A 22,030-nucleotide genomic window follows, 5' to 3' on the forward strand; every position below is an offset into this window, starting at 1 on the left:
ACATGGACCGCACAGTAACCCACGATCCGCTGGTGATGGTGGCCCGCCGGGCTGCCGCCGCCGGCGCTGAAGTACTTGGCCGCCGCGACGAATCGCAGTTCAACCTCACCGACAAGTCGGCGGCAGGGGACTGGGTCACCGACTTCGACCGGGCTGCCGAGGAAGCGATTCGCGATGCCATTGTGACCTCCCGGCCCAACGACGAGTTGACCGGCGAAGAATATCCCAGCGCCAAGCCGGCGCATCCCAGCGGTCTGCGCTGGAGCATTGATCCGCTGGATGGCACCACGAACTTCGTGCGCAACATTGCCTATTATTGCTCGTCGGTGGGCGTCTGCCAGCGCAACGATGATGGCAGCGAGACCTGGGTGGCCGCGGCCATCGTCGCCCCTGCCTTGCAGGTGGAGTACTTTGCCGGGAAGGGACTGGGCGCATGGAAACTCGACCTGCGTTCCGGAAAGCTCACCCAGCTCAGCGGCCCGGTTGAATCGGAAACCAGGATCCTGGCCACCGGCTTCGGCTATGATTCCGAGCGCCGGCAGTTCCAAGCCCAGGTGCTCGGGACGATGCTTGAGGACTATGTGAATGTGCGCCGGCTCGGCTCGGCTGCGCTGGATTTGTGCCTCGTGGCCGAGGGGTCGTTGGACGCCTACGCCGAATACGGCACCCAGGAGTATGACTGGGCCGCCGGCGCGCTGATTGCCGAGGAAGCAGGATGCCAGGTTGGCCGGCCCAGCAGCAATCCGGGCTGGCAGTACGCCGGATTTGTGGACCCGGCAAAGCTCGCGGAGCCTGGCGCCTAAAGCAGAACGGCTGCCATCCACTCATGCGCATAGTGGATGGCAATGCCCACGGCGACACCGCCACACACCTGTGTGGCGGTGTGCTGGAAACTGCGGATGCGTGCCCAGGACAGCACCGCAATGAAGAACACCACCAGCGGCATCAGCTCGTTCAACTGCCCGGCCACCTGCAAGATCACGTAGGTGCCCACGGCCAGGTGCACCGAGACCTTCCACCACATATTGATCACAGCGACGACTGCCAATCCCAGCAGGATGCTGAGCACTTCGAGGTACATCCGCGTCCCGGCGTCCATGAGCCGCAGCACGAGCAGGCCGCAGAGGATCAATCCGGCGGTATAGGCGTAGATCCAATGCCGCTGATGCCTTACGGTCACGTGCATGTCGGTGACCTTGCCACGCAGTTTCGCGCCGGCCAGGATCAGCCACGGAATAATCGTGGTGAACAGGGCCGCGGTGACCGACTCGCTCCAGCGCACCGAAGCATCCCGCCATGGAGTGGCCAGCAGCAGCACGGTAGCCAAGATGATAGGGGAGAGCAGGTGGGAAACCACCAGAGCGAATTTCCGCACTGTGGTCGGGGCGTTGGCTTGCGAGGTCTGCTGCATTCGGGTCATTGGCCTTCATCTGGGTAGCGGGTTGCTGACGACTATGCGACTAGTCCACTGTACAAGCAGTTCCGGTGCTCCCATTTTGCAGAGTCAGCTTTGCTCCGCGACCAGGTAGTCATTGCGGATCCGGATGAGCTTGGGCAGGTACCAGCCGAGGACGAGCCGTTCGGCCAGCCACCCCAGTGGGCCAAGCGGAGCACTGAACCGGATCTTGTCGATCATCAACGTCCCGTGGTCCAACTCATGGAATTCATGGACGTGGTGGAAGTACTTGAACGGCCCGCGCAGCTGCTGGTCGGTGAAGCTGCGCGGGGCATCCACGGCGGAAATCGTGGAGGTCATCCGGATGGGAATGCCAAAGTGCTTGGCCCGCCAGGTAACTTGCTCGCCCAGGCCAATGGTTCCGCTGGTCACCCCAGCTACTGCCTTCTCCTGCGCGTCGGCCATCGAGCCTGTATGCGCGTCGATGCTCAAGGATTTCTCGAAGAGCTCAGCAGGGCTGAGGTTGGCTTGCGTAACGCATTCAAAGTAGACGGCCATGGCTAAAGTATGCCACTGGCATGGGAGTTTTAGCGGACGGTGAGGTCCAGAACGGTCAATTCCTCAGCAGCATCATCGTAGTAGTCACGCAGCTTCAGGCCCTTGGCCGCTGCCTCGTCAACGACCACCACTGCGTCCTGGTGCAGCTGCAGGACAGATGCCGGGCAGGAAGCTGAGATCGGGCCTTCCACGGCAGCAGCAATTGCATCTGCCTTGCCGGAGCCCACGGCAACCAGGACCAGGCGACCTGCGTCCAGGATCGTGCCGAGGCCCTGGGTGACGCAGTGGGTGGGAACATGCTCAATGCCGTCGAAGAAGCGCGCATTGTCTTCACGGGTATTCGCCGCCAGGCGCTTGATCCGGGTGCGGCTGCGCAGCGCGCTGCCGGGTTCGTTGAAGCCCAAGTGGCCGTTTGATCCGATGCCCAGGATTTGCACATCGATGCCTCCGGCCTGTGCGATGGACGCATCGTACGCGCGGGCCGCTGCCTCAATGGCTTCCACCGAGGCTGCCATGCCCTGCGGAACATGCAATGAGTCCGCAGGCAAGCCGATGACGTTGCAGACTTCGTTGAGCAGGGTCTGTCGGTAGGACTGTTCATGGGTGTCGGGGATCCCGATGTATTCATCGAGGGCGAATCCCTGTGCACGGCTGAAATCGGCGCGACCTTCCTGAACTGCGCGGGACAATTCACGATACAGTCCTAGCGGGGAGGAGCCCGTGGCAAGCCCTAGAACCGGTTCAGCGCCAGCGCTGTGGTGAGCCAGGCCGGCCAACACGTTGTCGGACGCGATCTTTGCGACTTCTTCCGGGGATGAACCAATGAGTACTCGCATGGTGTGGACTCTCCGATCTTGGTGTTCATGATTAGTGGAATAGCAGAAACAAGTGGGCGAAAAGGAGCCGCTAAGCGATCCCTAGTTCGTGGAACCGCACGTTCACGGCGCAACCCCGGAGCACCAGATGCTCTGGATCTTCGCTGAGTGAAAGTCTGAAGTTTTCGGAGCGAGCCGTATGCGAGCGCAGGGCCAGAGCTTCGCGCAACGCTTGTGCGAGAGGCTGATCTACGATGTCTGGGGTGCCGGTGAAAATGACGTTTCGAATGTCCAGAATTGAAAGAAGCGGAGCAACTGCGCCAGCAAGATAGGCCGCGACCCGCTGGTTCAATTGCCCTTTCTCTTCCCCTTCGGCCAAGGACTTCCAAATTGCAGGAATGGATGCATAGGCTTCCAGGCAGCCGATTTCTCCGCAACTGCATAACGCCCTATCCTCTGCGCGCTGGCGGACATGTCCCAGCTCACCGGCGGCAAAATCCGAGCCGCGCACCAAGGTGTTGTGGGTGATGACGCCGCAACCTACACCGCGCCCGAGGCGCAGCAAGACCATGTGGTCGCTGCCTTGGCCAAACGTGTGCTCGGAGAGAATGGCGCAGTCGGCGTCATTGAGGATATGGGTGTTGATGCCGGTAGCCTGTTCGACTGCGGCGCCCAAGTCGAAGCCGCGCCAAACGAACTTTTCGGCAGCAATGACAATTCCCTTATCGGTCACTACCCCGGGGGAACCGATGCCGATGCCAAGAATCGGTGCGTCGCAGTGCCGTATCGCCGTGTCGATCAGTTCCAGGAGCTGGGCTACCGCCGCTTCCCTTGTTGCATCGCGCTTCGGGGAAGAAAAGCTCTGGAGAATGGCACCATCCAGATCCATGATCGCTGCGCGGAACGGGACAACGCCGGATAAATCCACACCGATGATCCTGAGCCCGGGACGATTCAAATCGAGGAGGGTTGAGGGTTTTCCCGGGCGTTTGCCTTCTTGCTGTCCGGTCTCGATAACGTGGGAACGATTGATCAATTCGGCGACTAGTTCTGAGATGGTGACACGTGTCAGACCGGTCGCGCGTGCCAGATCGGCACGGCTCATTTCGCCTTGGTCTGAAAGTGTTTGCAGAATCAGCGAGAGGTTGTGTTCCCTTCCATGGGACGGCAAAATGGCGCTGCCGTGGGACAGCATATTCCAATCCTTGCGCGGGGAAGTCACAAGGTTAGTTAACTCTATTAACAAACTTTTGGACAAGTTTGCTCCGTGGACATTGCATGGCAAGAGTCTTTTAGGCCAATTGCTGCAGATCGGAGATTCGTCGGCGGCAAGAGTTTGCAACGATGCATTGTTTCCGCAGCGGCCGCTGAACTGCGGCAGACCGCCAGGAGCCGTGGCACACTTGGAAGATCATGACTGATGAGCAATCTTTTTCATACTGCCTGGATGATTTGTCGATTGAACTGGCTACGCCCACGGATTACCAGAGGGTGGGCGAGCTGACCGCAGAGTCCTACTTTGCCGCTGGGCATTTCAGCAGCCCGCAGGACGAATACCTGAACTTTGTCCGCAAGGTCGCCGAGCGTGCAAAGCAGAGCGAAATCTATGTGGTGCGCCGAGCCGGCGAAATTGCCGGTTCCATGACGCTGATCCGCGCGGGCAGCGACTATGCGGATATCGCCCGAGCCGACGAGCTGGAAATCCGCATGCTCAGCGTCGATCCCGCCGCGCAGCGCGGCGGGATCGGACGGGCCATGGTGCTGGCCGCCATTGAACGTGCCCGGCTTATTCCGGGAATCAACGCCGTCTCCCTAACCACCGGCAGCACCTGGGCTTCCGCCCGGGGTTTGTATGAAACCCTCGGATTCGCCCACCATCCAGAACGCGACTGGGTGGTGCCGAACACCGACATCAAATTGGTGGTCTACGCCTACCGCCTCTAGCCACGGCGGATTCCTCCACACTCCAGCTGAACCGCCCATGACATAGGCAGACACGCATTGTGGTCTGCCAAAGCGCATGAATAGAATGGCGCCATGAGTGCTGTTCGCCGAAGTGTCACCGCCCTGTCCGTCGCCGCTCTCGCCCTCGGGCCGCTGAGCGCCTGCAGCGCCGGCGCACCCGACCCGGCACCATCAGCCGATGCGCTGGTGGCCGCCATGAACAGCGGTGATTTCGCCGGCGTGCAATTTACCGGCACCAGCCCGCAGGACGCGGCGAAGGCCCAGGAAACAGCCTTTGGCACCATGAGCGAAATCAAGCACACGAGCACCGTCAGCTCGGTAGCAGAGGACGAAGAGGAACAAGACGGAGTCAAGACGGCCACCGCGAACATCACCACGGTGTGGGATGTCGACGCATCGGACAAGGACCTGAGCTATGACACCCGGGCCGTCTGGGAATACGACAAGGAAGCCGAGGCCTGGAAACTGCGCTTCGACCCGTCAATCCTCGCCCCGGGATTCGAAAGCGGCGACTACCTCAAGGCGGCATTCGAGCCGGCAGCACGCGGCAGCATCACCGATGCAGAAGGCGAGAACATTGTCGCTGACCGGCCGGTGATCCGCGTCGGCATGGACAAGACCCATACCGGCAAGGAGAACTGGGAAAGCTCAGCGAAGAAGCTGGCCAAGCTGGTGGACATCGATGAGGACGCGTACGCGAAACGCGTGATGGCCGCCGGCGATAAGGCATGGGTGGAAGCCATCGTCTTGCGCGATGACGCAACCCGTGAGGTTACCGACGAAGAAATCAAGGCCATCCCGGGAGCCAACTTCCAGAATGACGAGCTGCCATTGGCACCCACCCGTTCCTTCGCCCGTCCGCTGCTGGGCAGCGTAGGAAAGGCCACCGCGGAAATCATCGAGAAGTCCGAGGGCAAGGTCAAGGTCGGCGACCAGGTAGGCAAATCGGGATTGCAGGCCGCCTACAACGACACCCTCTCGGGAACCGCCGGAGTCACGGTGTCGCAATACGATGCTGAGCATGAAGCGCTAGCGGAACTGTTCTCCAACGCCCCGGTGCCAGGTGAGGATCTGAAGACCACCCTTGATACCGGCCTGCAGCAAGCCGCGGATGAACTGCTGGAAGATGCCGAATCGAACTCGGCCATCGTGGTTATCCGGCCCTCGGACGGCAGCGTCCTGGCTGCATCTTCCGGCCCGGTATCCTCCGGCTTGAACACCGCCCTGCAAGCGTCCTATGCGCCAGGCTCCTCCTTCAAGGTCATCAGCGCCCTGGCCATGCTGCGTGAAGGAGCCACCCCGGGCACCGAGGTCAAATGCCCGGCAACCACGGTGGTGGACGGAAAGAGCTTCAAGAACTACGACGGCTACCCGGCCTCCGCGGTAGGCACCATCCCGCTCTCCGAGGCGATTGCCCAATCCTGCAACACGGTCTTCGTGAACCAGGGGCAGGAGATCAGCGGCAAGAAGCTGGCCGAGGCCGCAACCTCGCTCGGCTTGCTGGCCGAGGACGGCACCGGTACCGGCGCCGTGTTCGGTTCGGTGCCCGAGGATTCGACAGGCACCACCCAAGCCGCGAACATGATTGGCCAGGGCGTGGTGGAAGCCTCGCCGCTGGGCATGGCCACCGTGGTGGCATCCATCCAAGCCAAATCCACCGTGCAGCCCAAGCTGGTGCTCTCGCCAGAACCCGAGACGCCGGCCAAGCCGGCCTCCACGCTCACCGAAAAGGAAGCCGAGCAGCTGTCCGCGATGATGGCAGAGGTCGTGGACCATGGAACCCTGAAGGATTTGAAGGGGACAGGCAGCGGCAAGATCATCGGCAAGAGCGGCACCGCAGAATACGACAGCGAGAAGAACGCGCATGCCTGGGCCATCGCCGCACAAGGCGATCTGGCCATTGCCGCATTCGTCGAGGACGGGGACGGCGGTGCCCAATCGGCCGGACCCCTGGTGAAGTCCATGCTCCAGGAAGCTGCCAAGTAACTGTACGTGGTGCCGTTCAGCCTTGCTGGGCGAAATATTCGTCGGAGAGCAGGCTCAGCAGCACCTGGTCGTGGAATGCCCCGTCATGGAAATACACCTCGCGTTGGCGTCCTTCCTGGATGTACCCGGCGTTCTCATAGGCCTTGATGGCCCGCTGGTTGAAGGCGGCAACGCACAGGCTGATCCGGTGCAACCCCAGCTCGCGGAAACCGTAGCCGGACATCAGCTTCGTGGCGCGGGTGCCGAAGCCTTGGCCGACAAAGTCCGGGCCAATCATCACTGCCAGCTCGGCCGCGCGATGCGGCAGCTGCCCGCCATGCAGCGAGATGTGGCCGATGAAGCTTCCGGTGCCGCGGTCGAAGATGCTGAAACCGGCATCGCCGCTATTCGGCTCGTTGCGGCTCCACTGGGCGAACATGTCCATGAGCCCAGTCTCGGGGCGCGGCTTGATGATCCGCTGCTGCAGTACCGCCCAAGCCGGGTCATTCCACCACCGGGCCATGGCCGCGAAGTCCTCCGGCTCGGACTCGCGCAGTTCAACGGCGGCATCGCGCAGCAGGCGCTCGCCGTACTGCTGCGCCCGCTGGAGATTATTCCACGGCTCATCGGTGTGCATGGATCCATCGTAGGAGCTTTTGCCCGGACCAAGAACCATTGCGCCAACACTTGTGCCTAATACCAGCTGTTGACAGACTATGCTCATGGGAATCGTTTACAACACCACCATGTCTCCAACGAAGACCGAGCTGGTGACCGCCTGGCTGGCCAAGCAGGAGTTCTACACCGGCCAGGGCGCCCCGAAACTTGAGAACATCGGCGGATTCCGCCTCGAAGATCCGCAGGGCGAGGTCGGCATCGAGCTGAGCTTCTACGCCGACCACGCCGACACCTCCGACGTGGTCTACCACGTTCCATTGACCTATCGCGATGCCCCTATCGAAGGCGCGGAGCAGCACCTGCTGGGCACCAGCGAGCACGCGATCCTGGGCCTGCGCTACGTCTACGATGCCGCCGGCGATCCCGTCTTCATCGCCCAGGCCCGCGAGCTGCTGGCCGGGAACTCGGTGCCGCAGCACCGCACCGAATCCTTCACCGACGATCCGCGGATCCGCGTCCACGGGCAGACCGCCGGCAAGCAGGCGGAGATCATCCGCAAGCCGGTGGCCGGCGAACCGGCCGAAGCAGGGGTGATCGGGTTGTGGGAGAACGCCCTCGGGCAGGATCTGAGCGGTTTGGTATTGCGCACAGCATAATGAATGCCCCGGAATAGTGCCTCGGGCCCGGCGCGCAAGGGATAGACTTGTCTATGAAACCCAACCGCCATTCTAGGGAGATACATGTCTGCCATCAGCCGTGAGGACGTTGTGCATCTGGCACACCTTGCCCACATCGAGATGAGCGACGCGGAGCTGGACAAAATGACCGGTGAACTCGACGCTATCGTCGGTGCCATCGCGTCCGTCAGCGAAGTCGCCGCCTCCGACGTCCCAGCCACCAGCCACCCGATCCCGCTGACCAACGTGTTGCGCGAAGATACGGTGGGGCAGACGCTGAGCATCGAGGAAGTTCTGCTCAACGCGCCTGATTCGGACTCGGACCGCTTCAAGGTCCCGGCAATTCTGGATGGTGAATAATCCCAGTGAATGAACTGATCAAGCTTTCCGCCACCGAGCTGGCAGCCAAGCTGCGCGCCGGCGAGGTCACCTCCGTCGACGCCGTGCAGGCCCACCTGGACCGCATCGCCGAAGTCGACGGCGCCCTGAATGCCTTCCTGCACGTGAACGCCGAAGAGGCGCTCGCCGTGGCCGCCGAGGTGGACGCCATCCGCGCCGCCGGCGGTGCCGACGCCGAAGCCCTGCACCCGCTGGCCGGCGTGCCGATCGCCATCAAGGACCTGATCGTCACCAAGGGCCAGCCCACCACCGCGGCATCGAAGATGCTCGAGGGCTGGATGAGCCCGTACGACGCGACCGTGATCGAGAAGATCCGTGCCGCCAAGCTGCCGATGCTGGGCAAGACCAACCTGGACGAGTTCGCCATGGGTTCCTCCACCGAGCACTCCGCCTACGGCGTGACCCGCAACCCGTGGGACCTGAACCGCATTCCGGGCGGTTCCGGCGGCGGCTCGGCCGCAGCCGTGGCCTCCTTCGAGGCACCGCTGGCCCTGGGCACCGACACCGGCGGCTCCATCCGCCAGCCAGGCGCCGTCACCGGCACCGTCGGCGTGAAGCCGACCTACGGTGCTGTCTCGCGCTACGGCGCGATCGCCATGGCCTCTTCGCTGGACCAGATCGGCCCGGTCTCCCGTACCGTGCTGGACTCGGCCTACCTGCAGGAACTGATCGGCGGGCACGACCCGAAGGATTCCACCTCGCTGCCGAACGCCCTTGAAGGGCTGGTGGCCGCCGCTGAATCCGGCGCCGCTGGCGACCTGAACGGCCTGCGCATCGGCGTGGTCAAGGAATTGCAGGGAGAGGGCTACCAAGATGGCGTGCAGGCACGCTTCGACGAGTCCCTGGAACTGCTCAAGGCAGCCGGCGCTCAAATTGTCGAGGTTTCCTGCCCTAACCTGAAGTACGCGCTGGGCGCCTACTACCTGATCATGCCGTCGGAGGTCTCCTCCAACCTGGCCAAGTTCGACGGGGTGCGCTACGGAAAGCGCGTGCTGCCGGAAGACGGCCCGATGACCATCGAGCGCGTCATGGGCGCCACCCGCGCCGCAGGCTTCGGCGACGAAGTCAAGCGCCGCATCATTCTGGGCACCTACGCACTGTCCGCCGGCTACTACGACGCCTACTACGGCTCGGCGCAGAAGGTCCGCACGCTGATCCAGCGCGACTTCGACGCCGCCTTCGAGCAGGCTGACGTGCTGGTCTCGCCGACCGCGCCGACCGTGGCTTTCGAGCTGGGCGCGAACGACAACGACCCGCTGGCCATGTACCTCAACGACGTGGCCACCATCCCGGCCAACCTCGCCGGCGTCCCGGGCATCACCGTGCCTGGCGGCCTGTCCGAGAACCTGCCGGTGGGCATCCAGTTCCTGGCTCCGGCCTACGAGGACGCCCGCTTGTACCGTGCCGGCGCGGCGCTGGAAGCGCTGCTCGAAAAGCAGTGGGGCCACTCGCTGATCTCGCAGGCACCAGCCATTGACACCGCTTCGATCGCGCAGGAGGCCTAGGCACCATGAGCAACTACACCGATGAACTGGTCGACTTCGATACGGCACTGGACCGCTACGACCCGGTCCTGGGCTTCGAGGTCCACGTCGAGCTGAACACCAAGACCAAGATGTTCTCCGACGCGCCCAACGCCTTCGGCGACGAGCCGAACACCAACGTCACCCCGGTGGACCTGGGCTTGCCCGGCGTGCTGCCAGTGGTCAACAAGACCGCTGTGGAGTACTCCATCCTGATCGGCCTGGCACTGAACTGCCAGATTGCCGAGAAGTGCGGCTTCGCCCGGAAGAACTACTTCTACCCGGACACCCCGAAGAACTTCCAGACCTCCCAGTACGATGACCCGATCGCCCACGATGGCTGGCTGGACATCGAACTGGAGGACGGCGAGGTCTTCCGCGTGGAGATCGAGCGCGCCCACATGGAGGAGGACGCCGGAAAGCTGACCCACATGGGCGGCGCCGCAGGCCGCATCCAGGGCGCCGACTACTCGCTGGTGGACTACAACCGCGCCGGCGTGCCGCTGGTGGAAATCGTCACCAAGCCGATCGTGGGCGCCGGCAAGCGCGCCCCGGAGCTGGCCCGCGCCTATGTGGCGGCGATCCGCGAGATCGTGAAGAACCTGGGCGTCTCGGATGCGAAGATGGAACGCGGCAACGTGCGCTGCGACGCCAACGTGTCACTGATGCCAAAGGACGCGGACAAGTTCGGCACCCGTACCGAGACCAAAAACGTGAACTCCCTGCGCGCCGTGGAGCATGCAGTGCGTTTCGAGATCGAGCGCCACGCTGCAGTGCTGGATTCCGGGGCCAAGATCGTCCAGGAAACCCGCCACTGGCATGAGGACACCCGCTCCACCACCTCGGGCCGCCCGAAGTCGGACGCGGATGACTACCGCTACTTCCCGGAGCCTGACCTGGTGCCGATCGTCACCACCGCGCAGTGGGTCGAAGAGCTGCGCTCCCGCCTGCCGGAACCTCCAGCCGAGCGCCGCAAGCGCCTGAAGGCCGAGTGGGGCTACGCGGACAAGGAATTCCGCGACGTGGTCAACGCCGGCGTGCTCGACGAGATCGAAGCCACCGTGGCTGCCGGCGCAAGCGCTGCCGTGGCCCGCAAGTGGTGGATGGGCGAGATCGCGCGCCTGGCCAAGGCCGCGGAGAAGGAGATCGCTGATCTGGGCGTCACCCCTCAAACCATCGTTGAGCTGAACTCGCTGATCGAAGCGAAGAAGATCAATGACAAGATCGCCCGCCAGGTCCTGGAATTCGTCATTGCTGGCGAAGGCACCCCAAGCGAAATCGTCGAGAAGCGCGGCTTGGCTGTGGTGAATGACGACGACGCACTGGGCAAGGCTGTGGATGACGCCATGGCCGCCATGCCTGATGTGGTCGAGAAGATCAAGGGCGGCAAGATGCAGGCCATCGGTGCGCTGATGGGCCCTGTCATGAAGGCCACCCGCGGACAGGCCGATGCCGGCCGCGTTCGCGAGATCGTGATGGAGAAGCTGGGCCTGTAAGGTCCGCATTGTTGCAGCGGCGGCCCGTATTCCCGGTGGGGAGTACGGGCCGCCGCTGTCTCGTTTGGGCTTCTTCGTCATCGGCTCCCTGCATGCACTGCATCGAAGCTGGCCGAAGGGCCGGCATCACGGCACTGCCGGGAAGCCGAGTGCTGGTTATCAAGCCGAATGCGGCTTGGCGGCAGCACGCGGATGGATTCGGAGAGGTCGACCCCGGACTCCTGGTTCGCTAGAGTATGCGTAAGCATATGCACAGGCCCGCCCGGGATGGGTCGGGTGCATTGAGCTGACCGAGGCTGAAGGAATCGCAATGATCGAAATCAAACGGGTTGATGCACTGGCCGGATTTCAGCCATCGGACATTGCCGCGGTGCTCGTCGGCGGTTTCGCCGAGGACTTCGCCTACTTTTCCAAGGATCAGGAAACGTTGGCGCGGGCGTTTGCCCACATGATCATCCCGGAACGTTTTTATGTGGCGCTGGTGGACGGGGTTCCCGCCGCCATCGCGAGCCTCACCGAAGCCGATCAGGAGTGCTTCACGCCGGATCGGGGTGAATTCCAGCGCCATCTCGGGACGTGGCACGGGCTGATCAGTTATTTCATCGTCCGCACGCAGTTCCTGGGAGCTTTCAAGGGGGCTCGGCCGGGACTGGCGGAAATCGGATTCGTGACTACCGCACCCCAATACCAAGGCCGTGGGGTGGCCACGGAGTTGATGAAGCACCTGCTGGCCCTGCCGTTCGATGAATTCGTGCTCCGCGATATCAAGGACACCAATGTCGCTGCGTTGTCGCTGTACCGCAAGCTCGGTTTCAGCGAGTCGGATTCGCGACCGGTCAGGTTCGCGAAACGTGCTGGCTTTTCGCGCTACGTTTCTATGAACAGGAAAGCCGCATAGTCATCCCTGTGCCGCTCCGGGTCCCCTGGTATCGAGCAATACGAAGTTGCCACGGTGGTCGGCTGAAGGCAACGCCGTTTTGGATAGACTTGGGCCATGAATCTCTCGTTCACGCCCTTGGGTCCTGAAGACAGCGATGGCATTGTCGCATTTCTGCTCGGCAACAAGTTCCCCTTCCATGTCCGTCGAGACTGGACGCAGACGGAGCTGCGGGCACTGGTTGATGGCGGAAGATATTGGAACAGCGAGAGCCAAGGTTTCTGGATCATGGGCAATGGCGATTGCCTGGGCATGGTTGTTCTTGAAGATCTGGAAGACGACACCCCGATGTTCGACCTCCGCCTTGCAGAGGCTTATCGGGGGCAAGGATTGGGTACGCAGATACTGAAGGAACTGTGCACCAAGGTATTCAATGAGAACCCGGAGACTGTGCGCTTCGAAGGGCAAACCCGGGAAGACAACATTGCGATGCGCAAGGTGTTCCTGAAGTCCGGTTTCCTCAAGGAAGCCCACTACCGGATGGGCTGGCCAGCTGAAGACGGCTTACGGTTGGCTTCGGTCGCCTACGCCATTCTCCGCCAGGACTGGCAGTCAGGAGAAACGACCGCCTTCGACTGGAACGATGTGTAAATCTGAGTTCCCAGGGTTTCAAGAAGCGGGGAGGCCCAGCACGTCCCGGGTGATTTCCAGATGCCACAAGTGCTGGCAGAGCTCCTCGAATACGTGCAGCAGGACGCCCTCGCAGGTGCCCATCCAGTATTCACTCTCGCGGCCCGGAGGGGTGGCAGCCGGAGGCAGGTGCATCCGGGTGTGGGAAAGATCGGCGATGAATGCCGTTCTGGTTGCGTCAGCCAACTTCAACGCGTCCTGCTTCTCCATCTGCGCGTTGAATTCGGCATCCCTGTCGCGGGGAACGGCAACGCCCAGGTTCACTGTTGAAGAACAGCGCCGCATCATTCCGCAACAGTGCACGAGGATCTGAACGGGGGAGTTGCTGGCCTGGGCCGGCAGCGTGAAGTTGACCAACTCATCGGGAATGCCATTGACGGTATCGACAAGCTGGTCGAATTTCTCAAGCAGAAGCCGAACCAGGACTCGCTGGCCAGGCACCGATGAATTCATGTCCTGATTCTAGTTCAGGCTCTCCGGAGTCTCTGTCGAGCTTCAAATTCGGTAGGAGCTGTCGAGCAGCTCCAGGGTATGGAAGAAGATCTTCTTCCATACCCTGGAAATTTGCTGAGCAGCCAATCACTTCATCAGGAAATCAACGCACTTCTGCGCAATCTTGCTAGGAGGCGTGCTTCCCGGCATGAGGAGCCTCCAACGTGCTTTCCGGGACGTGCATGGTTTCCTTGGAGCGGAAGTGCCCAATCAAGGCCAGCACCATGCGGCCCAGTGCCCACGCGCCGAGCGTCCACCACTGCTGGGCGGTGGAGGCCTCGGGGAAGTAGCTGAGTGATCGAATGAGAGAGCTTGAAGCACCTGGAACCATGTGCTGCCCGATCGCACCCCATGGTGCCACCAGGAATTGCCACGGCATGGTTGCCCCCGACAGCGGATTGCTGACGAACATCGTCTCCACGGCACCAAGTCCGCTGCCCGACCGGCCGAGCAGCGGGGTTCAGCCAACGATAAAGGACTGGACTGGACGCTGGATGTTGGCCACCGCGTCCAGAACGATCTCGCCAGCAGCGAGCGTGAATTGCCTTATTCGCATGACCGGATCGAGGCTGTGGCGCTGCTGCCAGACAGTTTCAGCATTGCCTGCCTCCCAGCCTAACTCACCCTGGGCATCTGACCAATTGCATGGACCCCTTCTCTCCGAAAACCTGCGAGGATTAGAATGTTGTCTTTCCACCAGTGTTCTGATTGCATTCGATTCGCGCTTGACTGTGCGCCATTTCGGGCAGCGTGGCTAGCAGTGCAAGGTTGAGGTCTACGAATGAGGGCGATTACGATTGAGAGATGAACCTGCCACCGGCTAAGAAGACAGCCATGCCCGATGCTGAAGTGTCCATTGATCTGGCAATGGTGCGCGAGTTGATTGCGGTACAAGCTCCGCATTGGGCCCATGAAGAAATCAATTACTTGGCTACCGGTTGGGATAACGAAGTCTATCGACTCGGAGATACCTTGCTGATTCGCTTGCCCCGCCGACAGCTGGGGGAGGACATCGGAGTCAAGGAACGGCGCTGGCTTCCACAACTCGCGCAAGACTCCGGGGTGGACATCGACCTGGCGATCTTTGAAGGGCAACCTACTTCCAGCTACCCCTTTACCTTTTCGATCTGCCCGTACGTTCCGGGTATAAGTGCAGCTCGGCTCAATCGAAAGGAACGCGATGAATACGCGCAGGAGTTCTCTGGTTTGCTGAAGGCTCTCCATCAACCCGCAAACTCGAAGGAACCACGAAGCGATTTCCGAGGCTGCGCGTTGTCCCAAGTTGATGAGCGGACTCGGGAGCAAATTTCGACATTGGATCTGCCACTGCAGAGCGCGGCATTGGAACTTTGGCAGGAAGCGCTGGATGCGGATGTGTACGGGGGCAGCCCAGTGTGGCTGCACGGAGACCCGCATCCATCCAACACTGTTGTAGACGGCGAAGAGCCATCCCTGACAGTTTCTCTGATTGACTACGGTGACTTATGCGTCGGCGACCCGGCATCAGATCTAGGCATGTGCTGGATGCATTTCAGTTCCGCGGGCATCGGCCAAGCCTTCGAGGCATACGGCATCGCAGTGGGCAGCCCAACGTGGAGGCGAGCGCGAGGCTGGGGTCTGCGCTACGCCATGATGACCACGAATCTAGGCGCCGACGATCTTCTGGGCATAGTTGGGCGGGAGACCCTGAACTCACTCTTGGGTAGTTCCGTGTAGGCGCACTCCAGATCCATCCGACTTGTCTCAATCCGTCAGCTGAGTTCCAAATGACCTTAGGAATCCTGATCGGTCCTTTTGACGATAGAACGTTTTCAACGTCAATCGTAGGATTCATAATCGGAGGTCTTCGGTAACGCCGCAGGAGTGTTTCCTTAGACTTGATTTATGGAGACCAGCAAGCGCCAAAAGTACGTTGATTACTTGGTGGGTGAACACGGATATGACGCCCGGGTAACACCATGGGGTATCTATATTGAATACCCCAATTTCGACGACAATGGCACGGCCGTCGTGAATTGGCGGGTTACGGAACACGAACTTGCTAGTTTGAACGGCATTCGAATGCCGAGAGGGTTTACCGGTGGCCAACAGTGCGCATTTTCGGAATTGACAGCAGCTCTTCATACATTCACTGGTTCACGCGGGACCATGCACGGGGCAAGTATGAGAATAGAAATAGATAACTGACAACGGCTACAGAGCCAAGCCTCGGCAGACCTGATTTTCCGTCCTGATTCGTACCAAAATTCGGCACGTATCCCCTTGCAGCTGGCGAGCATCGACCGGTGAGATCAGCCAAGCCTTGACCAGTTATCAAGAACGTGATTTTGAGCCGAGTGCTCGATTCCGTTCGCGTGGTTGAGCTGGCGCTCGTGCCGCAGCAACGACTTCGCTCGAGAACCGTGGGGCTGGGTTGAAGTGATGCCCGGGTCTGGGAGGCATGAGCTCAGTTAATTCTGGGTGAGATGTCCTGGCAACTGAGCCATGTCCGTGAACACGGCGGTGGCCCCCGCGGCTAAGAGCTTTTCCCTGGTGCTGCTGATAGGTCCGCCTGGGCAGTAGCCGAAGACCGTAGCTCCGGCCGCGACGCCTGCAGTTACGCCGGTGACAGTGTCCTCGATGACCGCTGCCTGGCTCGGATCGATTCCCAAGCCAGCAGCCGCTGCCAGATAGACATCCGGAGCAGGTTTGCTCTGCGCGCACTCCATTCCGCTGTAAACATGCTCGCCGAAGAATGGTGCCATCTTCGTCAGGGACAACTGCATCTCGACTTTTCCGCGGTCAGCGCCCGTAGCGCATGCAACTCTGCCGTTGTAGCTGGCAGAGATGTGCTTCACCGCATCCACGGCACCAGATATGGCCTGCAAGCCTTCACGTAGGGCAATATCTCGACGCTGCCTGAAGCCAGCGATCCACTGCTCATCAATTCGCACACCCGTATTCACAAAGATGGGTTCCCACTGGTCTTTCAGGGCCTTGCCGATGAAGATGCTGATGCATTCTTCCTGGCTGATGTTCCATCCCAACTCAATGAGCATTTCGCGGAGCACTGCGTTGGTGATGGATTCGGAATCGACCAACACGCCATCGCAATCGAACAGGGCGGCGGAGAATTTTGGACGCGACAAGGACATGGCTGGCTCTTCCTTCAAATGTGCGATTCGCTAGACTGCGGAGAATTCATGAAGAATGCGGGCCAGCGGAGCCAGCTCAGGCTGTTCTTCGGCCTGTTTCAGTACGCGTTCCAACGTGGCATCGTGAATGGGCTTGGCTTTTTGATACAGCTCGTGGCCTGCGGGGGTCAGCTCGGTATAGATTCCACGACGGTCATCGGCGCACAGAACTCGCGAAAGCAGGTTGCGGTCTTCGAGCCGGGTGACCAAGCGCGTGGTTGCACTCGGGCTCAAGGCGGTGGCGCGGGCGAGCTGAGCCATGCGCATATGCCACCCATCCTGCCGATTCAAGGCGTCCAATAATGTGTACTCGACCACAGAAAGGCCTACCTGGGCAGTCAGATCCTTTTCCAGTGCGGCATCGATTAATCCGTGCAATGACGCCAAAGTGCGCCATCCGCGAGCACGGATTTCGACAGCATCATCTGCGATTCCCATGGTTCCTCCAAGAAATACTTGCTTGCGCCGGTTAGTTGCGTGTGCAACGATTGTGTTCATCGCGCAATAACAAGCGTGTGCAACTAATTTATCTAGTCTATCAGGAGTAACGCTATGCCGCTCGGTCTTATTGCGTTGGCCATCGGTGCCTTCGGCATCGGGCTTACCGAATTTGTCATCATGGGCTTGTTGCCGGATGTGGCGGCCGACTTCGGCGTCAGCGAGGCCGCAGCTGGCTGGCTCATTTCCGGATACGCATTGAGCGTGGTGGTCGGCGCGCTCGGCCTGACCGCAGCCACCGTCCGCTGGCCGCGCAAGCCGGTGCTCGTCGGTTTGCTGGTGCTTTTCATCATCGGCAACTCGCTTACCGCGATGGCCGCAACGTACGAAGTGGCCATGATCGGCCGCGTCATCGCCGCCCTGTGCCACGGTGCCTTCTTCGGTATCGGCGCGGTCGTGGCAGCCGAGCTGGTCCCGGCCCACAAGAAGGCTGGCGCCATTGCCATCATGTTCACCGGGCTGACCGCGGCCAACGTACTGGGTGTTCCCTTCGGTACCCTGCTGGGGCAGCATTCCGGCTGGCGCTCGACTTTCTGGGCCATCTCCGGCATTGGCATTATCGCGCTGATCGGCATCCTCGTGCTGGTGCCAGTCATCAAGCACGCGGCCGAAGGCATCTCGCTGCGCAAAGAACTCGGGGCCTTCACTTCGCTGCAGGTCTGGCTGTCCCTAGGTGTCACGGTCCTTGGCTACGGTGGCATGTTCGGCGCCTTCACCTACATCGCCTACACCCTGACCGAGGTCACCGGATTCAACGAGACCAGCGTTCCATGGCTGCTGATGCTCTTCGGCGTGGGTCTGTTCGTCGGCAACTGGATCGGTGGCCGCATGGCTGACAGGAGCGTCGACCGCACTCTGCTCATCTTCATCTCGGCACTGCTGGTGGTCCTTGTCCTCTTCGGATTCTTCGCAAGCAACCAGATCGCCACCGTTATCGCTTTGCTGCTGATGGGCGGCTTCGGGTTCGGAACCGTTCCCGGTCTGCAAAGCCGCATCATGCAGTACGCCGGCAATGCACCGACCCTGGCATCCGGCGCCAATATCGGTGCATTCAATGTCGGCAATGCGCTGGGCGCATGGGCTGGCGGCCTGGGTATTGCGGCAGGCTTGGGCTACACCTCGCCGATCTGGATCGGCGCACTGATCACCCTCGTCGCACTGCTCGTTATTCTCCTGGCCATGGGCTTGGCCAAGAAGTCTTCGGCAGCATCACCCCAGCTGGTTACAGCTGGCTAATCCACAGTTTTGTTCAGTCCCCAACCAATTTCTAGGAGTTAGATATGACTACCGCAATCCCAACCGTCACCCTGAACAATGGCGTTGAAATGCCCCAGGTAGGTTTTGGAGTCTTCCAGGTTCCCAACGAAGAGACCACTGTCGCAGTGAGTTCAGCGCTCAAGGCCGGCTACCGCAGCATCGATACCGCCGCGATCTACGGCAATGAGGAAGGCGTGGGCGCTGCACTGGCCCAGTCCGGTATTGCCCGCGAAGACCTGTTCATCACCTCCAAGATCTGGATCGCAGACATGGGATACGAGCAGACGCTGGACGCCTTTGATGCAAGTCTTGAGCGCTTGGGCCTGGACTACCTGGACCTGTACTTGATTCACTGGCCAGCCCCGGAAAAGAATCTCTACGTTGAGACGTGGAAGGCGCTGGAGAAGCTGTATGCAGAGAAGAAGATCCGCGCCATCGGGGTTTCCAACTTCCAGCCCGAGCACCTGGAGCAGCTGGTCGCCGAAGGAACCATCGTTCCGGCCGTGAACCAGGTGGAACTCCACCCAGCTTTGCAGAACGGCGAAGTCGTTGCAGCTAACGCGCAGCACGGTATCGTCACCGAAGCATGGAGCCCGCTGGCTCAGGGTGCAATGCTCAGCGATGAAACCATCGTGGGCATCGCTCAGGTACATGAGGTGTCCGCGGCTCAGGTCATCCTGCGCTGGCATCTGCAGCAGGGCCGGGTGATCATCCCGAAGTCTGTGACTGAATCACGCATCATCGCCAACTTGGACCTGTTCGGCTTCGAATTGACCAGCGGCGAACTGGCAAGCATTGATGCCCTTGATCGCGATGGACGCACCGGCCCAAACCCGGACACCTTCAACGGCTAACTCGATGACAACAACCACGATGCTGCCTGTGCCCTCAACCGGCCACGGGCAGTATCTCTGGCTTGGATAGGGTGGATCATGGGTATTCACTCGAAAGAGAACGGTAAATATTCGTTGCGTTGACATCAAGAATCTTGCCGATATGTGCATAGTTCTTTACTTCCTCGCGCAGCTGCCGCGTCGTGGCGGTGCGGTCTTCATCCATGACGTGCGGCCGCCCACGGCTTTCTCTGGGCGCGCGTGCGCTAAGCCTCGGTGGGTGTTCTCCCGGATCATAGAAACGCATAGCTGCGCCATAGCCGCCATGTTGCCCGCAGTGGCTTCGCCCATCGGCGTAGATATGTCCACGTCTAGGAATGGCTCGGTAAGACTTTTGATCCGCACACCGCGCACCCCCAGCTCGCGGATAATCTCAATGGCCATTCGCTCTTCGCCCGCTTCACGATCCAAGGCGCGGATGACCAGCGTGTCCCTCGGCTTCAATTGTGCCTTGCGTGCAATCCATTGCGGCTGCACAGCATCCCGGTACGATTCCCCCTGGTCGACATATATCTGATTGGCCCCGGACGCGCGCAGCTCAGCCGTCTTCGACTCCGGGTTTTGCTCGCGAGTACCCAACGACTGCGATATCAAAAACGGTACACAGCCTGGTTGTGCAACGTTCAAGTTTTGAAAGACGTTTGTGAATCGAGTAGGTGGGGGTGTCTCACCCTGTCAGTTTCCGAAGTCCACAGGGCATCTGTCCATCGTCCTCGGCACTGAACCGATCCGCCCGGAAGGGGAATCTTTACCGAGCTTGCATTCGTTGTTCAGCTTTCATGCGCAGATCGGGAAGGCGGCGCTGTAGGTTTGAAACATGACACCGATTCGCAGATCTATTTACGGACTTTCAGTCGGCGCTCTCGCGGCACTATTGACTGGATGCTCAATCGACACACTGATCTGGGGAAGCGATGGAGCGCAGGTGATTCAAACGACCGAGAAGCTCGTGAGCGACTTAGCCTCAGGCGAAACGTCAGACATTGTCTGCATGGATTCGGTTGCGGATTTCGGGGCGCCCAGCGATTGGTCAGGGCTTTCCGCAGGCGAGCCGGAAAAGTTTTCCGCGGGGTATTGGGCCGACCAAGTGGCGCTCGACCCGCAGTGGAGTATCAATCTAGAAGGTCTTCCCGAGGGAGCAATGCCCGGCACACACTACCCGGGAGACGTCTTTTACCGTGATACCGACGATGGGCTATGTGTGGTCGACGTTTCTTGGTCAACGCTCGTCGCCATGGACTGACGAGATAGGCGCATCAGTTGTAGTTCGTTCCGTAGGGGAACCTCTACCGCACATGAATTCTTTGATTCTAAGGTTGGATTTCTTTGCGGTTGATACGTCGGTGGGCCTGTCGCCGTAAACATGCTTGATCACGGTGCGAAACTGATGCCGTGAACATTTATATCAAAACTATGCTTCATCGCGTTGTCGCCTAGGTGTTCGACCAGAATTACGCTGTGGAAGATGCGACCTCCAGTAGTGATCCGTTGCGACCCGCAGTGCGTGTTATCAGTCGTCTTGCCCCGAAACGCACGGCGATCATCCGCGCCTCCTACGTGTGGATAGACGCTTTCGTCCCCGAGCTGAACGTGCAGACCAGCGTCCTTGACGAAGGCGAGGTGGAGTCAGAGAAAGTAGATGAACTTCGACGGCTTTGTCTCGTCATGCATGCCTATCTTCGGGGCGAAGGACGTATCGTACAACGGCGGCGGTTGCTCGGCCGGGGAACGAGTCCGGTACTGAAAATCGAGCTGGATGGACACCAGTGGATTCTTGGTCGGAACCACTGGTCCGTGCGTTAGAGGGGTAGCAGGCTTGGCGTCCCATAGGACGAACCTGCTACGGGACAGCCTTAACCGTCCATCTCGTTGGCCCAATAGTTTTAGGGGGCAGTGAGGAATTCGCGCAGTACCATGAACCATTGCTCAGAAGCATCCAGATGCGCATCGTGCGAAGCGTTGGTGAGATCCACACGGGTCACATTCCTTCCTCGGCGTACGAACTCAGCCTTCTGCGCTTCAGTGAATAAACCTCTGTCTGCATAGACTGCAATTGTGTGCGCGCTGACACTCTCCCATTCGGCCCATCGTGGCACCGTAGCTTCGCAAATTGTTCGTACCATCACATCCGCGTCGAACCTCGGATACAGGCCATCTTCACGCTCTTCAAGATCGGCCACCCACGCCTTTGCCAACGGGCCATCGCCCAGCGACTCCTTTGCGATTGCACGGTTGGGGAATGGAACTTCCCAAGAACGGAAGTAAGCTCCGAGTGCAGCGTGTTCTTCCGCTGACCCACTACCCTCATTGCCTTCCAGAAGTACGAGCTTTTGCACGAGGGCGGGGTGCGCAGCTGCCACGAGCATCGCGGTGTGAGCCCCCATCGACTGGCCCACAAGATCTACCGGCTGCGAAGATTCCGCTTCGATCACGCGGATGACATCATTGACGAACGCAGCTCGTGAGGTGTCAGCTGGCATGCGTGTACTGAACCCGTGACCGCGCTGATCAATCAAGATGACTCTCCGGGGAGAGAGAGCCCGAGCTGTTGGGATGAATTCACGACTACTTCCCGCGAGGCCGTGCAAGATCACCACCGGTGGATTGGTGCCTGCAGACACAGAATACGAAATAGTACTTCCGTCGTCGACAGCAATTGTGTGTCTTGTTTCACTCATTCGGCAATGCTATATCAGTGTGGGAAACGCGTCGGATCATGCGTGGACAATTCAAAGGTC

26 protein-coding genes are annotated in these 22,030 nt (G+C 60.4%); 14 read left to right on the forward strand and 12 right to left on the reverse strand.

The features are described 5' to 3' along the window. The first annotated feature begins 2 nt into the window (after positions 1-2). Positions 3-803: an inositol monophosphatase family protein gene (locus ACLQ8T_RS03970; RefSeq protein WP_121866376.1), complete on the forward strand. Its 801-nt coding sequence runs from the start codon at positions 3-5 to the stop codon at positions 801-803. Here the strand turns inward: ACLQ8T_RS03970 and ACLQ8T_RS03975 are convergent. The 4 genes from ACLQ8T_RS03975 to ACLQ8T_RS03990 form a co-directional block, all read right to left on the reverse strand. Next, the gene (locus ACLQ8T_RS03975) at positions 800-1,420 is read right to left on the reverse strand and encodes a hypothetical protein (RefSeq protein ID WP_073706672.1); all 621 of its coding nucleotides are present in this window, start codon (positions 1,418-1,420) and stop codon (positions 800-802) included. The two genes, ACLQ8T_RS03970 and ACLQ8T_RS03975, sit on opposite strands and share 4 nt — an antisense overlap. Positions 1,421-1,504: 84 nt before the next feature. Further along, the gene (locus ACLQ8T_RS03980) at positions 1,505-1,954 is read right to left on the reverse strand and encodes an SRPBCC family protein (protein WP_413455757.1); all 450 of its coding nucleotides are present in this window, start codon (positions 1,952-1,954) and stop codon (positions 1,505-1,507) included. A 29-nt stretch (positions 1,955-1,983) separates the two neighbouring features. After that, positions 1,984-2,790 (reverse strand): glucosamine-6-phosphate deaminase, encoded by an 807-nt coding sequence (nagB, locus tag ACLQ8T_RS03985; RefSeq protein WP_413455758.1) that lies wholly within the window; start codon positions 2,788-2,790, stop codon positions 1,984-1,986. Between the two features lie 70 nt (positions 2,791-2,860). Continuing rightward, positions 2,861-4,027 (reverse strand): ROK family transcriptional regulator, encoded by a 1,167-nt coding sequence (locus ACLQ8T_RS03990; RefSeq protein ID WP_413455759.1) that lies wholly within the window; start codon positions 4,025-4,027, stop codon positions 2,861-2,863. A 155-nt stretch (positions 4,028-4,182) separates the two neighbouring features. Here ACLQ8T_RS03990 and ACLQ8T_RS03995 point away from each other — a divergent pair, with 155 nt between their 5' ends. Together ACLQ8T_RS03995 and ACLQ8T_RS04000 are read left to right on the forward strand one after the other, a co-directional pair. Then, positions 4,183-4,713 carry a GNAT family N-acetyltransferase gene (locus ACLQ8T_RS03995; protein ID WP_052253518.1) on the forward strand — a complete coding sequence of 177 codons (531 nt, stop codon included), beginning with the start codon at positions 4,183-4,185 and terminating at the stop codon, positions 4,711-4,713. Between the two features lie 93 nt (positions 4,714-4,806). Beyond that, positions 4,807-6,720 carry a penicillin-binding transpeptidase domain-containing protein gene (locus ACLQ8T_RS04000; protein WP_413455760.1) on the forward strand — a complete coding sequence of 638 codons (1,914 nt, stop codon included), beginning with the start codon at positions 4,807-4,809 and terminating at the stop codon, positions 6,718-6,720. A gap of 16 nt (positions 6,721-6,736) precedes the next feature. Here ACLQ8T_RS04000 and ACLQ8T_RS04005 read toward each other — a convergent pair whose 3' ends face one another. Next, positions 6,737-7,336 (reverse strand): GNAT family N-acetyltransferase, encoded by a 600-nt coding sequence (locus tag ACLQ8T_RS04005; RefSeq protein WP_413455761.1) that lies wholly within the window; start codon positions 7,334-7,336, stop codon positions 6,737-6,739. Positions 7,337-7,421: 85 nt separating this feature from the next. On the opposite strand from ACLQ8T_RS04005, the gene ACLQ8T_RS04010 reads away from it, so the two are divergent. The 6 genes from ACLQ8T_RS04010 to ACLQ8T_RS04035 all read left to right on the forward strand — a co-directional run bounded on the left by ACLQ8T_RS04010 (position 7,422) and on the right by ACLQ8T_RS04035 (position 12,940). Beyond that, positions 7,422-7,973: a maltokinase N-terminal cap-like domain-containing protein gene (locus tag ACLQ8T_RS04010; protein ID WP_204721022.1), complete on the forward strand. Its 552-nt coding sequence runs from the start codon at positions 7,422-7,424 to the stop codon at positions 7,971-7,973. An 84-nt stretch (positions 7,974-8,057) separates the two neighbouring features. After that, positions 8,058-8,354, forward strand: coding sequence for an Asp-tRNA(Asn)/Glu-tRNA(Gln) amidotransferase subunit GatC (gene gatC, locus ACLQ8T_RS04015; protein ID WP_038989805.1), 297 nt, complete (start codon positions 8,058-8,060; stop codon positions 8,352-8,354). Positions 8,355-8,359: 5 nt separating this feature from the next. After that, positions 8,360-9,898: an Asp-tRNA(Asn)/Glu-tRNA(Gln) amidotransferase subunit GatA gene (gatA, locus tag ACLQ8T_RS04020; RefSeq protein WP_413455762.1), complete on the forward strand. Its 1,539-nt coding sequence runs from the start codon at positions 8,360-8,362 to the stop codon at positions 9,896-9,898. A 5-nt stretch (positions 9,899-9,903) separates the two neighbouring features. Next, on the forward strand, positions 9,904-11,412 hold the full coding sequence (gene gatB / locus ACLQ8T_RS04025; RefSeq protein WP_413455763.1) for an Asp-tRNA(Asn)/Glu-tRNA(Gln) amidotransferase subunit GatB: 1,509 nt from the start codon (positions 9,904-9,906) through the stop codon (positions 11,410-11,412). 310 nt (positions 11,413-11,722) lie between these two features. Next, complete coding sequence (locus ACLQ8T_RS04030) at positions 11,723-12,310, forward strand: GNAT family N-acetyltransferase (RefSeq protein WP_204721025.1); 588 nt, start codon at positions 11,723-11,725, stop codon at positions 12,308-12,310. 96 nt (positions 12,311-12,406) lie between these two features. Then, a complete protein-coding gene (locus tag ACLQ8T_RS04035; protein ID WP_413455764.1) occupies positions 12,407-12,940 on the forward strand; it encodes a GNAT family N-acetyltransferase in 534 nt (177 codons plus the stop codon). Positions 12,941-12,958: 18 nt separating this feature from the next. Here the strand turns inward: ACLQ8T_RS04035 and ACLQ8T_RS04040 are convergent, their stop codons facing one another. Next, entirely contained in the window at positions 12,959-13,432 is a 474-nt protein-coding gene (locus ACLQ8T_RS04040; protein WP_413455765.1) for a DUF664 domain-containing protein, read from the reverse strand. 166 nt (positions 13,433-13,598) lie between these two features. Then, positions 13,599-13,892: a hypothetical protein gene (locus ACLQ8T_RS04045; protein WP_413455766.1), complete on the reverse strand. Its 294-nt coding sequence runs from the start codon at positions 13,890-13,892 to the stop codon at positions 13,599-13,601. Between the two features lie 413 nt (positions 13,893-14,305). Between ACLQ8T_RS04045 and ACLQ8T_RS04050 the strand changes: the two genes are divergently transcribed. Next, positions 14,306-15,187 carry an aminoglycoside phosphotransferase family protein gene (locus tag ACLQ8T_RS04050; protein ID WP_058255336.1) on the forward strand — a complete coding sequence of 294 codons (882 nt, stop codon included), beginning with the start codon at positions 14,306-14,308 and terminating at the stop codon, positions 15,185-15,187. Between the two features lie 734 nt (positions 15,188-15,921). On the opposite strand, the gene ACLQ8T_RS04055 is transcribed toward ACLQ8T_RS04050, so the two are convergent. Both ACLQ8T_RS04055 and ACLQ8T_RS04060 read right to left on the reverse strand, forming a co-directional pair. Beyond that, positions 15,922-16,605: an HAD family hydrolase gene (locus ACLQ8T_RS04055; RefSeq protein WP_413455767.1), complete on the reverse strand. Its 684-nt coding sequence runs from the start codon at positions 16,603-16,605 to the stop codon at positions 15,922-15,924. 30 nt (positions 16,606-16,635) lie between these two features. Next, positions 16,636-17,082, reverse strand: a complete 447-nt coding sequence (locus tag ACLQ8T_RS04060) for a MarR family winged helix-turn-helix transcriptional regulator (protein WP_038989796.1) — start codon at positions 17,080-17,082, stop codon at positions 16,636-16,638. Positions 17,083-17,196: 114 nt separating this feature from the next. Between ACLQ8T_RS04060 and ACLQ8T_RS04065 the strand changes: the two genes are divergently transcribed. Together ACLQ8T_RS04065 and ACLQ8T_RS04070 are read left to right on the forward strand one after the other, a co-directional pair. After that, entirely contained in the window at positions 17,197-18,378 is a 1,182-nt protein-coding gene (locus ACLQ8T_RS04065; protein WP_413455768.1) for an MFS transporter, read from the forward strand. Positions 18,379-18,422: 44 nt separating this feature from the next. Continuing rightward, the gene (locus tag ACLQ8T_RS04070) at positions 18,423-19,253 is read left to right on the forward strand and encodes an aldo/keto reductase (protein ID WP_413455769.1); all 831 of its coding nucleotides are present in this window, start codon (positions 18,423-18,425) and stop codon (positions 19,251-19,253) included. Positions 19,254-19,329: 76 nt separating this feature from the next. Here the strand turns inward: ACLQ8T_RS04070 and ACLQ8T_RS04075 are convergent, their stop codons facing one another. Then, on the reverse strand, positions 19,330-19,458 hold the full coding sequence (locus ACLQ8T_RS04075; RefSeq protein ID WP_413456435.1) for a hypothetical protein: 129 nt from the start codon (positions 19,456-19,458) through the stop codon (positions 19,330-19,332). Beyond that, positions 19,410-19,919: a recombinase family protein gene (locus tag ACLQ8T_RS04080; RefSeq protein ID WP_413455770.1), complete on the reverse strand. Its 510-nt coding sequence runs from the start codon at positions 19,917-19,919 to the stop codon at positions 19,410-19,412. The genes ACLQ8T_RS04075 and ACLQ8T_RS04080 overlap by 49 nt, the downstream gene beginning before the upstream one ends. A 190-nt stretch (positions 19,920-20,109) precedes the next feature. On the opposite strand from ACLQ8T_RS04080, the gene ACLQ8T_RS04085 reads away from it, so the two are divergent. Continuing rightward, entirely contained in the window at positions 20,110-20,535 is a 426-nt protein-coding gene (locus tag ACLQ8T_RS04085) for a hypothetical protein (RefSeq protein ID WP_413455771.1), read from the forward strand. 215 nt (positions 20,536-20,750) lie between these two features. Beyond that, positions 20,751-21,095, forward strand: a complete 345-nt coding sequence (locus ACLQ8T_RS04090; protein WP_413455772.1) for a hypothetical protein — start codon at positions 20,751-20,753, stop codon at positions 21,093-21,095. Between the two features lie 80 nt (positions 21,096-21,175). Here ACLQ8T_RS04090 and ACLQ8T_RS04095 read toward each other — a convergent pair whose 3' ends face one another. Then, positions 21,176-21,970, reverse strand: coding sequence for an alpha/beta fold hydrolase (locus ACLQ8T_RS04095; protein ID WP_413455773.1), 795 nt, complete (start codon positions 21,968-21,970; stop codon positions 21,176-21,178). Between the last annotated feature and the right edge of the window lie 60 nt (positions 21,971-22,030).

Source organism: Glutamicibacter sp. FR1 (genome assembly GCF_047300825.1).
GTDB lineage: Bacteria > Actinomycetota > Actinomycetes > Actinomycetales > Micrococcaceae > Glutamicibacter > Glutamicibacter nicotianae.

Excerpts from the sequence above, each read along its gene's own strand:
- ACLQ8T_RS04070 (WP_413455769.1), top strand. The coding sequence starts at position 18,423 with ATGACTACCGCAATCCCAACCGTCACCCTGAACAATGGCGTTGAAATG.
- ACLQ8T_RS03975 (WP_073706672.1), bottom strand. The coding sequence starts at position 1,420 with ATGACCCGAATGCAGCAGACCTCGCAAGCCAACGCCCCGACCACAGTG.
- ACLQ8T_RS04000 (WP_413455760.1), top strand. The coding sequence starts at position 4,807 with ATGAGTGCTGTTCGCCGAAGTGTCACCGCCCTGTCCGTCGCCGCTCTC.
- ACLQ8T_RS03995 (WP_052253518.1), top strand. The coding sequence starts at position 4,183 with ATGACTGATGAGCAATCTTTTTCATACTGCCTGGATGATTTGTCGATT.
- ACLQ8T_RS04060 (WP_038989796.1), bottom strand. The coding sequence starts at position 17,082 with ATGGGAATCGCAGATGATGCTGTCGAAATCCGTGCTCGCGGATGGCGC.
- ACLQ8T_RS04010 (WP_204721022.1), top strand. The coding sequence starts at position 7,422 with ATGGGAATCGTTTACAACACCACCATGTCTCCAACGAAGACCGAGCTG.
- gatB (WP_413455763.1), top strand. The coding sequence starts at position 9,904 with ATGAGCAACTACACCGATGAACTGGTCGACTTCGATACGGCACTGGAC.
- ACLQ8T_RS04030 (WP_204721025.1), top strand. The coding sequence starts at position 11,723 with ATGATCGAAATCAAACGGGTTGATGCACTGGCCGGATTTCAGCCATCG.
- gatC (WP_038989805.1), top strand. The coding sequence starts at position 8,058 with ATGTCTGCCATCAGCCGTGAGGACGTTGTGCATCTGGCACACCTTGCC.
- ACLQ8T_RS04075 (WP_413456435.1), bottom strand. The coding sequence starts at position 19,458 with ATGGATGAAGACCGCACCGCCACGACGCGGCAGCTGCGCGAGGAAGTA.
- ACLQ8T_RS03980 (WP_413455757.1), bottom strand. The coding sequence starts at position 1,954 with ATGGCCGTCTACTTTGAATGCGTTACGCAAGCCAACCTCAGCCCTGCT.
- ACLQ8T_RS04040 (WP_413455765.1), bottom strand. The coding sequence starts at position 13,432 with ATGAATTCATCGGTGCCTGGCCAGCGAGTCCTGGTTCGGCTTCTGCTT.
- ACLQ8T_RS03970 (WP_121866376.1), top strand. The coding sequence starts at position 3 with ATGGACCGCACAGTAACCCACGATCCGCTGGTGATGGTGGCCCGCCGG.
- ACLQ8T_RS04005 (WP_413455761.1), bottom strand. The coding sequence starts at position 7,336 with ATGCACACCGATGAGCCGTGGAATAATCTCCAGCGGGCGCAGCAGTAC.
- ACLQ8T_RS04055 (WP_413455767.1), bottom strand. The coding sequence starts at position 16,605 with ATGTCCTTGTCGCGTCCAAAATTCTCCGCCGCCCTGTTCGATTGCGAT.
- ACLQ8T_RS04035 (WP_413455764.1), top strand. The coding sequence starts at position 12,407 with ATGAATCTCTCGTTCACGCCCTTGGGTCCTGAAGACAGCGATGGCATT.
- ACLQ8T_RS04065 (WP_413455768.1), top strand. The coding sequence starts at position 17,197 with ATGCCGCTCGGTCTTATTGCGTTGGCCATCGGTGCCTTCGGCATCGGG.
- nagB (WP_413455758.1), bottom strand. The coding sequence starts at position 2,790 with ATGCGAGTACTCATTGGTTCATCCCCGGAAGAAGTCGCAAAGATCGCG.
- ACLQ8T_RS04050 (WP_058255336.1), top strand. The coding sequence starts at position 14,306 with ATGCCCGATGCTGAAGTGTCCATTGATCTGGCAATGGTGCGCGAGTTG.
- ACLQ8T_RS04085 (WP_413455771.1), top strand. The coding sequence starts at position 20,110 with ATGACACCGATTCGCAGATCTATTTACGGACTTTCAGTCGGCGCTCTC.
- ACLQ8T_RS04095 (WP_413455773.1), bottom strand. The coding sequence starts at position 21,970 with ATGAGTGAAACAAGACACACAATTGCTGTCGACGACGGAAGTACTATT.